The sequence below is a fragment of the Mesorhizobium sp. Cs1321R2N1 genome (assembly GCF_037179725.1).
GTDB classification, from domain to species: domain Bacteria; phylum Pseudomonadota; class Alphaproteobacteria; order Rhizobiales; family Rhizobiaceae; genus Mesorhizobium; species Mesorhizobium salmacidum.
In genome coordinates, this window is sequence record NZ_JAPYKP010000047.1 from 22,501 (window position 1) to 36,723 (window position 14,223).

Consider the following 14,223-nt stretch of genomic DNA (forward strand, 5'->3'; position numbering starts at 1 on the left):
GCTTGCTGCTGTGGTTTCCAAGTATCAGATATAGGTAACTTATCCTGAATACATAGGGATAAAGTGGCGAACGCGGGGAACTGAAACATCTAAGTACCCGTAGGAAAGGACATCAACCGAGACTCCGGAAGTAGTGGCGAGCGAACCCGGACCAGGCCAGTGGCGATTGAGAGACAAGCGGAACCTTCTGGAAAGTAGGGCCATAGTGGGTGACAGCCCCGTACGCGTAATGCAATCAATCGTCCTCGAGTAAGGCGGGACACGTGAAATCCTGTCTGAAATTGGGGGGACCACCCTCCAAGCCTAAGTACTCGTGCATGACCGATAGCGAACTAGTACCGTGAGGGAAAGGTGAAAAGCACCCCGACAAGGGGAGTGAAAGAGTACCTGAAACCGATTGCCTACAAACAGTGGAAGCCCAAGGTTCGTCCTGGGTGACCACGTACCTTTTGTATAATGGGTCAGCGACTTAGTGTGACGAGCAAGCTTAAACCGCTAGGTGTAGGCGCAGCGAAAGCGAGTCTGAACAGGGCGTTCAGTTCGTCGCATTAGACCCGAAACCGAGTGATCTAGCCATGAGCAGGTTGAAGGTAAGGTAACACTTACTGGAGGACCGAACCCATAACTGTTGCAATAGTTCGGGATGACTTGTGGCTAGGGGTGAAAGGCCAATCAAACTCGGAAATAGCTGGTTCTCCGCGAAATCTATTTAGGTAGAGCGTCGACCGAATACCCCAGGGGGTAGAGCACTGGATGGGCTAGGGGTCCTCACCGGATTACCAAACCTAACCAAACTCCGAATACCTGGGAGTACTAGTCGGCAGACACACGGCGGGTGCTAACGTCCGTCGTGAAAAGGGAAACAACCCTGACCTACAGCTAAGGTCCCCAAGTTATGGCTAAGTGGGAAAGGATGTGAGGATCCCAAAACAACCAGGATGTTGGCTTAGAAGCAGCCATCATTTAAAGAAAGCGTAACAGCTCACTGGTCTAAATAAGGGTCTTTGCGCCGAAAATGTAACGGGGCTAAAGCCATACACCGAAGCTTAGGGTTTGGTCCGCAAGGGCCAAGCGGTAGCGGAGCGTTCTGTAAGCTGATGAAGCCATACCCGTGAGGGGTGGTGGAGGTATCAGAAGTGCGAATGCTGACATGAGTAACGTAAGGGGAGTGAGAGACTCCCCCGCCGAAAGACCAAGGGTTCCTGCTTAAAGCTAATCTGAGCAGGGTTAGCCGGCCCCTAAGACGAGGCGGAAACGCGTAGTCGATGGGAACCACGTTAATATTCGTGGGCTTGGAGGTAGTGACGGATCATTGAGGTAGTCCAATCTTATCGGATTGAACGGGCTGCTGCGTGGTTCCAGGAAATAGCTCCTCCTTATAAACCGTACCCGAAACCGACACTGGTGGTCTGGTAGAGTATACCAAGGCGCTTGAGAGAACTATGCTGAAGGAACTCGGCAAATTGCACGCGTAACTTCGGAAGAAGCGTGACCCTTTTCTACGCAAGTAGAGGAGGGTGGCACAGACCAGGGGGTAGCGACTGTTTATCAAAAACACAGGGCTCTGCGAAGTCGCAAGACGACGTATAGGGTCTGACGCCTGCCCGGTGCTGGAAGGTTAAGAGGAGGGGTGCAAGCTCTGAATCGAAGCCCCAGTAAACGGCGGCCGTAACTATAACGGTCCTAAGGTAGCGAAATTCCTTGTCGGGTAAGTTCCGACCTGCACGAATGGCGTAACGACTTCCCCGCTGTCTCCAGCATAGACTCAGTGAAATTGAATTCCCCGTGAAGATGCGGGGTTCCTGCGGTTAGACGGAAAGACCCCGTGCACCTTTACTATAGCTTTACATTGGCATTCGTAGTGGCATGTGTAGGATAGGTGGTAGGCTTTGAAACCTGGGCGCCAGCTCAGGTGGAGCCACCCTTGAAATACCACCCTTATTACTATGGATGTCTAACCGCGGCCCGTTATCCGGGTCCGGGACAATGTATGGTGGGTAGTTTGACTGGGGCGGTCGCCTCCTAAAGAGTAACGGAGGCGCGCGATGGTGGGCTCAGAACGGTCGGAAATCGTTCGCTGAGTGCAATGGCATAAGCCTGCCTGACTGCGAGACTGACAAGTCGAGCAGAGACGAAAGTCGGTCATAGTGATCCGGTGGTCCCGCGTGGAAGGGCCATCGCTCAACGGATAAAAGGTACGCCGGGGATAACAGGCTGATGACCCCCAAGAGTCCATATCGACGGGGTTGTTTGGCACCTCGATGTCGACTCATCGCATCCTGGGGCTGGAGCAGGTCCCAAGGGTATGGCTGTTCGCCATTTAAAGCGGTACGTGAGTTGGGTTCAGAACGTCGTGAGACAGTTCGGTCCCTATCTGCCGTGGGTGTAGGAATATTGAAAGGATCTGTCCCTAGTACGAGAGGACCGGGATGGACGGATCTCTGGTGGACCTGTTGTGGCGCCAGCCGCATAGCAGGGTAGCTATATCCGGACGGGATAACCGCTGAAGGCATCTAAGCGGGAAACCCACCTTAAAACGAGTATTCCCTGAGAACCGTGGAAGACGACCACGTTGATAGGCCGGGTGTGGAAGAGCGGCAACGCTTGAAGCTTACCGGTACTAATAGTTCGATCGGCTTGATCGTTCTCATTCCTAATATCCATTTGACGAAGTCAAATGGTTTGTTCTCACTCACGCTTGTTCCGCCCTTCGGGCGGCGCTACGTGGGTGCGGCGCATCGGCGCCGACGGTCGGTCGACCTTGCGAAGCTTCGCTTCGAAGGACCAGACCCCAAGGACGGCCAGGCACAAAAAAGACCAGCGAAAAGCTCCGAGAAAGCACAAAATAGGTCCCCTATTCGCTCCTCTCTATGGCTATTCGCTCAAACCAGCTTCTCGAATAACGTGCGTTTTGCCGACCTGGTGGTTATGGCGGAGCGGCTGCACCCGATCCCATTCCGAACTCGGCCGTGAAACGCTCCAGCGCTGATGGTACTTCGTCTCAAGACGCGGGAGAGTAGGTCGCTGCCAGGTCTGCTAAACGCACGTTCAAACTCACATCCAACCGGATGACAGAGAAATCTTCTCATTGCTTTGTTCGATGCATGTCGTTGCCCCAAAACCGCTAACACTTTTTGGGCGACATGCATAAAGGCCCGCCAAGGGATCCCGGGCCGCTCTAAGCGGCCCTTTCATTTGGTGGATACAGAAATGCCGCAGTCGCCAAAGTAGAGCGGCGATCGCGGTGGTGGCGCGGGGTGGAGCAGCCCGGTAGCTCGTCAGGCTCATAACCTGAAGGTCACAGGTTCAAATCCTGTCCCCGCAACCAATTTTATCAAAACGGCCCGCCAGGCTCAAAGCCGGCGGGCCGCTTTGCGTTCGGATAAGCGCCGCCTTGGATCCGGCCTGACCGCCCCAAGCAGACCAAGCCGGCGACCCGGACAAAAATCAGATCCTCCCCCCAAAACCAAATCAAAAAGACAGCCGCCAGGCTTCAAGTCGGCGGGCCGTTGCGTATCCGGATCACCGTGGAGTGTCGATCCAATCCTGTCCAGGCCCGCAAAAGAGGCGACGCCGATGCCGCGGACAAAAATCAAATCAGTGAAGACCATGGAGGGATGGCCAGGTTCAAGATCGATTGGCCGCCAAGCATGAACAGATTAGCCGGTTGGGCTTTAACTCAGCCGGCTTCCTCACACGCTATCGGATGGTGGATAGCAGGATCTACGGCCTCCGCTCGCACCGAGACCCTCGATCGCGTGGTGCTGCCCCAATCGGTAGTCCAATTCCGCCGAATCGGGACCGAGGCGATGCCGCTTGGTGGGTCGTGACGATGAAGCGTCGCCGAATCGGCAGTGGATTGCCAGCTATCGCTATTTATTGTCATCAATGACGCTCGACCCATGATCTCCACCAGGAGGTCGCCATACCCAACTGCGCTTTGAACGAGCACTGTGAGAGCTTCATCAGGAAACAGCTCGAGTTCGGCCGCTACAACAATGCCAGTGAGGTTGGCGGCTTCAGGCTGGAAACAGGAAGGCGGAAGCAGGATCGAAAAAGATCCGCCTGCCGATAGCGCAATCCGCGCTATCCGGTTCCACCGCATCCGAAGTCGGCCTGACATCGATCTCATCGCCGCCGGCGGTTCGCGCCACGACGCGCTTGCGGTCACCGAAGAAGGCGGTATCGACGATCTCGACGGCGAGCGCTGCGCATGCAGGTCCGGGCGTCAGCCGGAACGCCTCGGGGCGCACCATCAGGCGGGCCTTCTGGCCGCGATCGAAGGCCTGCGTCGTCTTCACGCCGCTCACGACCGAACCGTCGGCCAGGCGCACGGTCGATGCGCCATTGGCGGTTTCCAGATGCTCGGCGGGCAGGAAATTCGAATTGCCGATGAAGCCGGCGACGAACTCGCTGGCTGGCCTGAGATAAAGATCCTCGCCGGTGCCGATCTGCTCGATGCGCCCTTCCTTGAACAGGGCGATGCGATCCGACAGATGCAGCGCCTCTTCCTGATCGTGGGTGACATAGAGGATGGTGACACCGGTCTCACGGTGGATGCGGCGGATCTCGGCCTGGATCTCCTGGCGCAGTTTCTTGTCGAGCGCCGACAGCGGCTCGTCCATCAGCAGGATCGGCGGATCGTAGGCGAGCGCACGGGCAAGCGCCACGCGCTGCTGCTGGCCGCCCGACAGCGCGCCGGGATGGCGGCCGGCGAAATTCTCCAGCCGCACCAGCGCCAGCATGTCGGCGACTTTACTTTTCACTTCGGCGTCGGGGCGGCCGCGCACGCGCAGCGGGAAGGCGACGTTTTCGGCAACGCTCAGATGCGGAAACAGCGTGTAACGCTGGAAGACCATGCCGATGTTGCGCTTGTGCGACGGCACTGAAAGCAGCGACTTGTCCTCCAGCAGAACGTCGCCGGAGGTCGGATCCTGGAAGCCGGCGATCGCGTAGAGTGTCGTCGACTTGCCGGAGCCGGATGGCCCGAGGAAGGTCAGGAATTCGCCCTTGGGCACATCGATGGTGACATCGTGGACGGCGACGAAGGCGCCGAACGTCTTCCTCACCGCGCGTATGGACAGGAATGGCCGGGTCATCTCGATAATTTTCTGCGAAAGAGTGCGGTCACGATCATCAGGCACAAGGTCAGGCCGACGAGCAGGCTGGAGGCGGCGGCGACGACCGGACTGAGGTCGGCGCGCAAACTGCCCCAGATCTTCACCGGCAAGGTCTGCAAGGTCGGGCTCGCCATGAAGATCGCCACCACGACCTCGTCCCATGAGGCGAGGAAGGAAAAGATCGCCGCCGAGAAGATGCCGATCCGGATCGAGGGCAAGGTGATCCGCAACCGTGCCTGCAGCGGGCTGGCGCCGCAGACGATGGCCGCGTCCTCGATGGACTTGTCGAAACCCTCCAGCGCGGCGGTGATCGGAATGATGGCGAAGGGCAGTGCCAGGACGGTGTGCGCGATGACGAAGCCGATCGTGGTGCCGGCCAGCCCGATGCGCAGGAAGAAAGCGTAGACGGCGATGGCGAACACCACCACTGGCAGCACCATGGGCGTCAGCAGCAGCCCACGCAGGATCTGGCGCCCGCGAAATTCACCCCGGATCAAACCGAAGGATGCGAACAGGCCAATGATGACGGCGAGGATGGCGGCCATGGCGGCGATTTTTGCGCTGGTCAGCGCGGCATCGATCCAGGTCGGGTCCGCCAACAGCTGCTCGTACCATTTCAGCGTCCAGCCGGGCGGCGGGAAGGCAAGCCAGCGTGAGGAGCCGAACGACAAGAGCACGATGAAAACCACCGGCAGCAGCAAAAAAGCCGCGACCAGCGCGGTAAAGCCGGCAAGCGCCATGCGCAGCCATCCGAGCCTGTCATAGTCGAGCAGCATGTCAGAGCCCTCCGGCGGGGCGCTTGGCGCCGACCAGACGAAGCTGGAGCGCGTAAAGCGCCATGGTGACGACGAGCAGGACGAAGGCGGCCGCACTGCCGAGCCCCCAGTTGAGCAGCGACTGCACCGTCTGGGCGATCATCTCGGCCAGCATCATGTTGGACGTGCCGCCGAGCAGGGCAGGCGTGACGAAGTAGCCAAGCGACATGACGAAGACCATCAGCCCGCCGGCGGCGATGCCGGGAAGCGACAGCGGCAACAGGATACGGCGGAAGGCCTGGAACGGGGTTGCCCCGCAAAGGGCGGCGGCGCGCAGCGTCATCGGGTCGATGGCGCGCAGCATGCCGACCAGCGGCAGGATCATGAAGGGCAGCATGATATAGACCATGCCGATTGTGACGCCGGTGAGATTGTTGATCAGCGGCAGCGGCTCCTGGATGATGCCCAGTCCCATCAGCGTCCTGTTGATCACCCCTGTGCGCTGCAGCAGCACCATCCAGGCATAGGTTCGGGTGAGGAGGTTGGTCCACATCGACAGGATGATGATGCCGAAGACGAGCGAGCCGAAGGCCGGCGGCATGATCGCCAGCATCCAGGCGACCGGAAACGCCACCAGGATGGTGACGGCGGTGACGACGGCGGCGACGAGGAAGGTGTTCAGAAACACCCGCACATAGGTGCCGCTGCCGAACAGCGCGGCGTAGTTCTGCAGACCGGGCTCAGGATCGGTGACGCTACGCAGCAAAAGGGCGACGACCGGTACGACGAAGAACAGGCCGACCAGAACGACGGCCGGCAAGGCGCCGCCGCTGCCGGCCGATAGGCCGGCAATGGCGCCGCGTCTGAGAGAATTTCCTTGCATCGGCCGGTTCCCGTTACCCGAACGGGGCGCGGTTCCCGCGCCCCGTCGGTTTCTGTGGCGCTACTTGGTCTGCCAGGCGTACCAGCGCGTGGCGATCTCGTCGCGATGCTCGGCCCAGTAGTTCATGTCGAGGTTGATCTGGCCGTCGACATGAGCATCCGGCAGGGCCTTGACCGCATCGGCCGGCATCTCGGCCTTGGCCTTGGTATTGATCGGCGCATAGCCGCTGGCCTCGGCGAATTTCGCCTGGCCGGCCGGGCTGGTGGCCGCGGCCAGGAACTTCATGGCGCTATCCTTGTTCTTCGCCCCTTTCGGTACGACCAGAACGTCGGCGGCGGTTAGGTTCTGCTTCCAGGAGACGCCGACATCGGTTCCGTCCTGCTGCAACGCGAAGACGCGGCCGTTCCAGAGCTGGCCGAAGGCGGCCTCGCCTGAGGCGATCAGCTGCTGCGACTCCGCACCACCGCTCCACCAGACAATGTCCGACTTGATGGTGTCGAGCTTCTTGAAGGCGCGGTCGAGATCGAGCGGATAGAGCTTGTCCGCCGGCACGCCGTCGGCGAGCAGTGCGATCTCGATGACGCCCGGCGCCGACCATTTGTAGAAGGTCCGTTTGCCGGGGAACTTCTTGGTGTCGAACATGTCGGCCCAGCTCGCCGTGTCACCGGAGACCGCGCCTTTGTTCCAGGCGAGCACGAAGGAATAGTAGAAGCTGCCGACGGCATGCTCATTGCTGAAGCGGGGGTCGAGATCGGCCTTGGGCACGATCGCATAGTCAATAGGCTCCAGCAGGCCATCCTTGGCGGCCTTTATGGCGAAGTCCATCTCGACGTCGACGACATCCCAGGTGACGTTGCCGGCGTCGACCATGGCCTTGAGCTTGCCGTAGTCGGTCGGCCCGTCCTGGAGGACCTTGATGCCGGAGCTGGCTTCGAAGGGCGCTGCCCAGGATTTGGTCTGTGCTTCCTGCGTTGTGCCACCCCAACTGGTGAACGCCATTTCATCTGCCTTGGCGGCGGTCGCCGCGAGCAGTCCGGCCAGAATGCCGGTCAAAATCAGTTTCATTTTGTTCTCCTCTGTTGGTCTGTTCTTGTTTTTCTCAGTGCACCTGCGTCACACGCTGTTCAGCGCATGACGAAGGGATCGGGGATCGGCTCGTCCGAGGTCTTGATCCAGATGGATTTGGAGCGCGTATAGTCTCTGATGGCATCGAGGCCGCCCTCGCGGCCGAGCCCGGAATGGCCGTAACCGCCGAAGGGAACGAGCGGCGACACGGCGCGGTAGGTGTTGACCCAGACGACGCCGGCATGGATGTCGCGCGCCATGCGGTGCGCCTTGCCGAGATTGCTGGTGAACACGCCGGAAGCCAGGCCGAAGGGGGTGTCGTTGGCGAGCGCCAGCGCTTGTGCTTCGGTGTCGAAGGCAAGCACGCTGAGCACAGGCCCGAACAATTCCTCGCGCACGCATGCCAGATTGCTGTCGCCGGCATCGATGATGGTCGGCGCGTAGTAGAAGCCGGGGCCGCCGGGGCGTGTCCCTCCGGTGATCAGCGTGCCGCCCTTGGCGAGGCTTTCCGCGACGATCTTTTCGATCCAGTCGCGCTGACGTTGTGTGGCGAGCGGACCCATTTCGGTGGCCGGGTCCTGCGGATCGCCGATCCTGATCGCCTCGGCCTTGCGTTTCAGCCGGGCGAGGAACTCGTCCTTCACCGAACCTTCGACCAGCAGTCGCGAGCCGGCGACGCAGCTTTGGCCGGTCGCGGCAAAAATGCCGGCCACCACCGCGTTGGCGGCGCTGTCGAGATCGGCATCGGCGAAGACGACGACCGGGCTCTTGCCGCCGAGCTCGAGCGTCGTATAGGCGAAATTTTCCGCTGTGTTCCTGACGATCGCACGCGCCGTGGACGGGCCGCCGGTGAAGGCGACGCGCGAGACCAGCGGATGGCTGGTCAGGCGGCGGCCGCAATCCTGGCCGAAGCCGGTGAGAATGTTGACAGTGCCTTCGGGAAAGCCGGCCTGCTGGACGAGTTCGGCGAAGGCGAGCGATGGCGCCGGGCCATCCTCGGAGGCCTTGAGCACGACCGTGCAGCCGGCGGCCAGCGCCGGGCCGAGCTTGACGGCGGACAGGAAGAGCTGCGAATTCCAAGGCACGACCGCGGCAACGACGCCGATCGGCTCGCGGCGGATGGTGACGTCGAGATCCGCCTTGTCGATCGGCACATGCGCGCCTTCATGCTTGTCGGCGAGCCCGCCATAGTAGCGGTAGTAGTCGCCGACATAGGCGATCTGGGCACGGGTCTCGCGGATGATCTTGCCGGTGTCGCGTGTCTCGAGTTCGGCAAGACGCCCGGCATCGGCGGCGACGAGGTCGCCGAGCTTGACCAGCAGTTTGCCGCGCGTGGTGGCGGTCATCGCCGTCCACGGGCCCGAACGCAGCGCCCGGTGCGCCGCCTCGACGGCACGGTCGACATCGGCTTCGCTCGCCGCCGGCATCCTGGCCCATGGCGCGCTGGTCGACGGATCGATGCTGTCGAAGGTCGCGGATGGCTCGTCGAAGCGGCCGTCGATGAAGTTCCTGAAAAGAGCGTCGGTCATGGGCTCGCTATCAGAGGAAGGCCGGCATCACCCGGTCGATAAACAGTTGCAGCGATTTCTTCTTGCGTTCGTGCGAGAGCCCGCTGTCGATCCAGATCGAGTACTGGTCGTAACCGAGCGCCTCATAGGCCTTCAGCCGGGCAATGACTTCGTCGGCTTCGCCGATCATCAGGTTCTGCCTGATCTTGTCGGGCGCGTATTGCGGCATCGCTGCGATCTCATCCTCTGTGAGCGGCTCCAATACGCCTTGATGCACCGGCTTCTTGTTCTGGAACCAGGCGCCGAACTGGCAGTAGAAATTCGACAGGTCCCGGGCGAGCCGATCGGCGTCGGCCGCATCCTCGGCGACGAATGTGTGCATCAAGAGCATGATTTCCGGCCGGGCGATGTCGGGATGCGCGTCACAAGCGGCGTTGAAGCGCTGCATCAGGCTCGACACCTCGTCGTCGCCTGAAGCCAGGGGCGTTACCTGGACCTTGCAGTGGTTGACGACCGCAAAATCGTGCGAGTTCGGGTCGCGCGCCGCTACCCAGATCGGCGGATATGGTTTCTGCAAGGGCTTGGGCGAGGAAGTGGTCGGCGGGAACGACCAGAACTCGCCGGAGAGTTCGAAATCGCCGTCCCATAGGCCACGGATCGCCGGCACCATCTCACGCATGCGCTGGCCCGCGCCCCAGGCGTCGAGACCGGGGAAGAGACGTTGATACTCGTAACTGTAGGCGCCGCGCGCGATGCCGATGTCGAGCCGGCCGCCGCTGATGACGTCGGCCATCGCCGCTTCGCCGGCGAGCTTGATCGGATGCCAGAATGGCGCAACGATCGTGCCAGTGCCGAGACGGATGCGGCTGGTTTTGGCCGCCAGATAAGCGATGTTGACGAACGGGTTCGGCGAGATGGTGAATTCCATGCCGTGATGCTCGCCGATCCAGGCCGTCTCGAAGCCGGCCTGCTCCGCTTGCAGGACCAATTCCTCGAGCTCGCTCACCAGCTCCGAATGCGGCTTGGCGAGATCCGACCGTTCCATATGCACGAAGAGCGAGAACTTCATCTGTGGTCACCTGTATAGGAGGCAGCGGACGTGGGCGCTTTGCCTAGCGGCCTGACTTCGCCTTCCATCTCATTGCCGACATAGACGCCAAAGGCGTCCTGCATGCATTCCCTGACATAGCGGGTAAGCATCGAGCGGACCGCCGGATCGACGATCTTCAAGTCGCCGATCGCGTCGATGTCGACCAGCCGGATGCCACGATCGCTGGAGGCGGGCACATCGAACGTGCCGCGATAATAAACGTGCGTGCGCGACGAATTGCCAGCGTCGTCCCAGACGGCGAAAAGGAAGCCGAGTTGGGCCTCGATAGCCTTGGCGGCAAGCAGCCCACGGAGGCTTTTGCCATCGCCGGCCGAGCCCAGTCCCCGGCCGCGCGGCAGGTCGAAGCCATCAGCCGTTTCCAGGAACAGGACCCTGCCGCCATTTTCGAGGATGGCGCCGACATCGGTGCCGGGCTGGGCGGCGGCAAGTGCCTCCTGGCTGAGGCCTGGTGCGATATAGGCGCCGCGGCAGTAGCCGAGAGGCTGCGAGGAGTTGTGCTCGAAATCGCGTACGCGGCCGATAAGGATGGAATGGTCTCCCGCGTCGACCAGCCGCTCCATGTCGCAGTCGAAGGACGCGACCGAGCCGTCCAGCAACGGACTGCCGGTCTGTCCTGGACGCCAGGCCACGGAGGCGAATTTGTCGGCCGCTTTCGAGGCGAAGATGCCGGACGCCGCCTTCTGATCCTCATTGAGGATGTTGATGGCGAAGCTCTTCGAGGTGGCGAAGACGGGATGGCCCAAGGCTTTGTGGGCGATACAGACGAGTACCAGCGGCGGATCGAGCGACACCGAGGTGAAGGAGTTGGCTGTGAAGCCGCGCGGCTCGCCTTCGGGCCCGATCGTGGTGACGATGGTGACGCCGGTAAGGAAGGAGCCGAGCGCGCGGCGGAAGTCGCCGCTGTCGAAACCAGAAGTCACCGTCCCGTCCCCTTGCTCCGCTGCTTCGAGGAAGCCGATGATGCGGCGCGTGGTGCGGTCCGGTGCGGCCACCGCCATCATGTGCCGTTCGCCGGCAAGCACGATGCAGCGGCCATGCGGCGCCAACCGTGCCAGAGCGGCCGACATCGCTGGCGAGGAGTTCCTGTCCGCGGACCCGGTCATGAACAGAGCCGGCACGGCAAGCGTTTGCAGGCGCTCGGCGTGGTCGCCGTCGGCGCGGGCGAACAGGCGATAGGTGCGGGCGTAGCCTTCCGGGTCGACCGCGCTGAGCGCGGACGCCGTCTTGCCCGCCGCCGCCTCGAGTTCGGCGGGCACCGGATCCCCGAACCAGCGGGCAATGGTCTGTGCCGTGCCAGTCGCGTCGCCCTGGCCGGTGAGGGCGGCCGCGCGCTGGCGGACGGCCTCGGCCAATTCGGGTGGGCGCCGGAACACGGCATTCAGCGATACGATGCCGCGAACGCGCTGCGGTGCCCGCAACGCAAGCTCCTGGGCGACGAGCGCGCCCATCGAGTGGCCGACGACCGACACCTTGTCGAGGCCGAGATGATCGAGCAAGCGAATGGCCTGGTCGGCATAGTCGGCCAGTTCCGGGCTCGGTGGCGGGAGCGGCGACCGGCCATGGCCGAGCATGTCGATGGCGATCACATCCCAACTGCCGGCCATCCTGTCGATCTGCGGCTGCCAGATCGCGGCATTCATGCCGACGCCATGGATGAACAGTACCGGCGCGCCCGAGCCGGCTCGAATGAAGCCGGTGCCATCAGGCGCCGTACCCTGTCGAGCCCATGCCGATGCGGGTGCGTCAGCCATGCAGGTCTCCCACTTCCTTGAGGTCCTGGTAGCGGTCGCCGATACGATGGTGCGGCCGGCCGCCGATCGAGGCGCCGAGCGCCACCACCAACTCGTCCGGCGCCGGCGCGTCGCCGATCTGGAAATGCACTGTCAGGTAGTGCGAGCGCCTACCCTCGTCGTTCTTGTCCATCAGCGGGATCATGATCGGTGTGTTCGGGCCGCCGCGCAGATTGGTGAAGGCGAGATAGGTCTTGGCGCCCACGGCACGGCGGTAATGATTGCCGAAATGCAGCGTGTGGATCAGTGCCGAGGCGTGTTCGATCTCGCCCGACGTGCCGCAGATCGCGGCCTTGCCGTAGCCCTCGATGGCGTCGCCCGAACCGGCGATGGCGATGATTTCCCGGGTCAGCGTCTCTCCCAACACTGGCGCACAGGCGCGGATTTCGGGCGACAGATCGTCGGTGAAGCCGCGTCCGGCCCACGGATTGGCAAGCACTGCCGCGACGCCGATCAGGCGCAGCGGCCGAGGCGCTGCCTTGCCGCCCTCAATCAGCGTGTTTTCGGTGTAGGTGACGATCTTGCGAATGACGGGCTGCATGAAGTCCTCGGTCGTCGATGCCATATCATCTTATGGTATACCATGGTATGGAGCGCCAAGAAACTTGTCAATCGGCCATGGAATCTGTTTTCGTGGCGAGGCAGGAGACCGCCCATGTCAGACGACACGCTTCGTATCGACCGCAGCGCCAAGACCTTGAGAACACTGGCGCTGGAGCGCATGCGCGAGGCGATCATGGATTTCCATTTCCAGCCTGGCGAAAGGCTGGTCGAGCGGCCGCTTTGCGACCAGCTCGGCGTCAGCCGTTCGGTCGTACGCGAGGTCTTGCGGCAGCTAGAGGCTGAAGGCCTGGTGCAGATGATACCGGGGCACGGGCCGGCGGTGGCCAAGCCGGACCTTGGCCGAACCGACGAGATCTATGAGCTCAGGGCCCTGCTCGAAGGCATAGCCGCGCGTGCCTGCGCCATGTCGGCGACGAACGCGCAACTGACCCTGCTCGACAGTGCGCTCGCCAATCTTTTCGAAGCTTGGGCATCCGGCAAGCCAGCCGAGGTAATGCGGGCGACGACAAAGTTTTACGAAGTGCTTTTCGAGGCAGCCGACAAGCGCGTCGCCTGGGAGATCGTGACCGGGCTCAATGTGCGCATCAATCAGCTGCGTTCCATGACCATTCTTTCGGTTAACCGTCGCGGACCGGCGATTGCCGAAATGACCGAGATCATGGACGCCATCAGATCGCGCAGGCCCGACGAGGCTGAAGCGGCGGCACGGCGGCATGTCAAATCCGCCTGGCAGATCGCCCGCGCGACGCTTCGGCTGCCACCGGCATAACCGGCGCTGGCACCTGAAGCGGCTCAGGCGTCGCTGGCCAGGGTCGCGCGCAGCCATGCGGCGATGGCATCGAAGTCGATCGGCTGCGTCGTATCGACGTCGAACAGCGGCCCGCGCCGCAGCGGTTCGGCGCGCTTGGCCAGTTCAATCAGTTCAGGGATATAGGCAGCGCCGGGATGGCCGGGTAGGCGCTGACCGAGCCGGGCGCCATAACGTTCGGCCAGAACCTCGCCGGGCGCGTGGCACCAGAATTCGACTGTGTGTTCGACGCCGGCCTTGCGCAGATGATCTTCGAGCACTTGCCGCGGCTGGAAACCGAACCAGGCATCGACGATGAAGGTGCTGCCTGCAGGGGCGTGGCCGACGAGCGACCAGATTGCCTGGTAGCTGGCGCGGCCGAGCGTGCGATTGAATTCGCGGTCGGCGCCGCCGAGCACTTCGAGGAACGGATTCTTGACGGTATCGAGTGCAAGCAGCGGCCATCCCATGCGATCGGCGATGCCGCGTGACACTGTGCTCTTGCCGCTGGCCGGGATGCCGTTGACGAGCACGGCGCGTCTGGCGCGGCCAGGCTGAACGGAAGGCGATGTCGACGCCGTCGCCGAAAGCGCCTGCAGCGCGGCGCCGATCACACCGGCATCGTCGCCGAGCTGCGCCG

General features: G+C 62.2%; 10 protein-coding genes, 1 tRNA gene, 2 rRNA genes and 1 pseudogene (1 of these 14 only partly in view). 5 read left to right on the forward strand and 9 right to left on the reverse strand.

The annotated features are described in order from the left end of the window. From O7A61_RS14650 to O7A61_RS14665, 4 genes and pseudogenes are all read left to right on the forward strand, one after another. Positions 1-2,645: ribosomal RNA gene (locus O7A61_RS14650) — 23S ribosomal RNA — on the forward strand; it begins 224 nt to the left of the window's first position. A gap of 273 nt (positions 2,646-2,918) precedes the next feature. After that, a 5S ribosomal RNA gene (gene rrf, locus O7A61_RS14655) occupies positions 2,919-3,033 on the forward strand. 218 nt (positions 3,034-3,251) lie between these two features. Then, positions 3,252-3,328, forward strand: a tRNA-Met gene (locus O7A61_RS14660). A gap of 597 nt (positions 3,329-3,925) precedes the next feature. Next, a pseudogene (locus O7A61_RS14665) lies at positions 3,926-4,012 on the forward strand (type II toxin-antitoxin system ParD family antitoxin); the annotation flags it as partial. Between the two features lie 7 nt (positions 4,013-4,019). Here O7A61_RS14665 and O7A61_RS14670 read toward each other — a convergent pair. Genes O7A61_RS14670 through O7A61_RS14705 form a run of 8 tightly spaced genes read right to left on the reverse strand, consistent with a single transcriptional unit; the run spans position 4,020 to position 12,773 of the window. Next, entirely contained in the window at positions 4,020-5,099 is a 1,080-nt protein-coding gene (locus tag O7A61_RS14670) for an ABC transporter ATP-binding protein (protein WP_337130401.1), read from the reverse strand. Next, on the reverse strand, positions 5,096-5,896 hold the full coding sequence (locus O7A61_RS14675) for an ABC transporter permease (protein WP_337130402.1): 801 nt from the start codon (positions 5,894-5,896) through the stop codon (positions 5,096-5,098). The genes O7A61_RS14670 and O7A61_RS14675 overlap by 4 nt, the downstream gene beginning before the upstream one ends. 1 nt (position 5,897) lies before the next feature. After that, positions 5,898-6,758, reverse strand: coding sequence for an ABC transporter permease (locus O7A61_RS14680; RefSeq protein WP_337130403.1), 861 nt, complete (start codon positions 6,756-6,758; stop codon positions 5,898-5,900). Positions 6,759-6,818: 60 nt separating this feature from the next. Further along, positions 6,819-7,823: an ABC transporter substrate-binding protein gene (locus O7A61_RS14685; RefSeq protein WP_337130404.1), complete on the reverse strand. Its 1,005-nt coding sequence runs from the start codon at positions 7,821-7,823 to the stop codon at positions 6,819-6,821. A gap of 59 nt (positions 7,824-7,882) precedes the next feature. Then, positions 7,883-9,352 carry an aldehyde dehydrogenase gene (locus tag O7A61_RS14690; RefSeq protein WP_337130405.1) on the reverse strand — a complete coding sequence of 490 codons (1,470 nt, stop codon included), beginning with the start codon at positions 9,350-9,352 and terminating at the stop codon, positions 7,883-7,885. Between the two features lie 10 nt (positions 9,353-9,362). Next, positions 9,363-10,400 carry an LLM class flavin-dependent oxidoreductase gene (locus O7A61_RS14695; protein ID WP_337130406.1) on the reverse strand — a complete coding sequence of 346 codons (1,038 nt, stop codon included), beginning with the start codon at positions 10,398-10,400 and terminating at the stop codon, positions 9,363-9,365. Further along, positions 10,397-12,193 (reverse strand): alpha/beta fold hydrolase, encoded by a 1,797-nt coding sequence (locus O7A61_RS14700; RefSeq protein WP_337130407.1) that lies wholly within the window; start codon positions 12,191-12,193, stop codon positions 10,397-10,399. Before O7A61_RS14700 ends, O7A61_RS14695 begins: the two co-directional genes overlap by 4 nt. Next, positions 12,186-12,773 (reverse strand): amino acid synthesis family protein, encoded by a 588-nt coding sequence (locus tag O7A61_RS14705; RefSeq protein ID WP_337130409.1) that lies wholly within the window; start codon positions 12,771-12,773, stop codon positions 12,186-12,188. Before O7A61_RS14705 ends, O7A61_RS14700 begins: the two co-directional genes overlap by 8 nt. A gap of 114 nt (positions 12,774-12,887) precedes the next feature. On the opposite strand from O7A61_RS14705, the gene O7A61_RS14710 reads away from it, so the two are divergent. After that, a complete protein-coding gene (locus tag O7A61_RS14710; RefSeq protein ID WP_027144617.1) occupies positions 12,888-13,565 on the forward strand; it encodes a GntR family transcriptional regulator in 678 nt (225 codons plus the stop codon). A 23-nt stretch (positions 13,566-13,588) separates the two neighbouring features. Here the strand turns inward: O7A61_RS14710 and O7A61_RS14715 are convergent. Further along, positions 13,589-14,223 (reverse strand): AAA family ATPase (locus O7A61_RS14715; RefSeq protein ID WP_337130408.1); only part of this gene is annotated, 635 nt, incomplete at its 5' end.

What these genes read in the sequence shown, in the direction of transcription:
- O7A61_RS14680 (WP_337130403.1), bottom strand. Translation starts at nt 6,758, where the DNA reads ATGCAAGGAAATTCTCTCAGACGCGGCGCCATTGCCGGCCTATCGGCC.
- O7A61_RS14710 (WP_027144617.1), top strand. Translation starts at nt 12,888, where the DNA reads ATGTCAGACGACACGCTTCGTATCGACCGCAGCGCCAAGACCTTGAGA.
- O7A61_RS14685 (WP_337130404.1), bottom strand. Translation starts at nt 7,823, where the DNA reads ATGAAACTGATTTTGACCGGCATTCTGGCCGGACTGCTCGCGGCGACC.
- O7A61_RS14705 (WP_337130409.1), bottom strand. Translation starts at nt 12,773, where the DNA reads ATGCAGCCCGTCATTCGCAAGATCGTCACCTACACCGAAAACACGCTG.
- O7A61_RS14675 (WP_337130402.1), bottom strand. Translation starts at nt 5,896, where the DNA reads ATGCTGCTCGACTATGACAGGCTCGGATGGCTGCGCATGGCGCTTGCC.
- O7A61_RS14695 (WP_337130406.1), bottom strand. Translation starts at nt 10,400, where the DNA reads ATGAAGTTCTCGCTCTTCGTGCATATGGAACGGTCGGATCTCGCCAAG.
- O7A61_RS14700 (WP_337130407.1), bottom strand. Translation starts at nt 12,193, where the DNA reads ATGGCTGACGCACCCGCATCGGCATGGGCTCGACAGGGTACGGCGCCT.
- O7A61_RS14670 (WP_337130401.1), bottom strand. Translation starts at nt 5,099, where the DNA reads ATGACCCGGCCATTCCTGTCCATACGCGCGGTGAGGAAGACGTTCGGC.
- O7A61_RS14690 (WP_337130405.1), bottom strand. Translation starts at nt 9,352, where the DNA reads ATGACCGACGCTCTTTTCAGGAACTTCATCGACGGCCGCTTCGACGAG.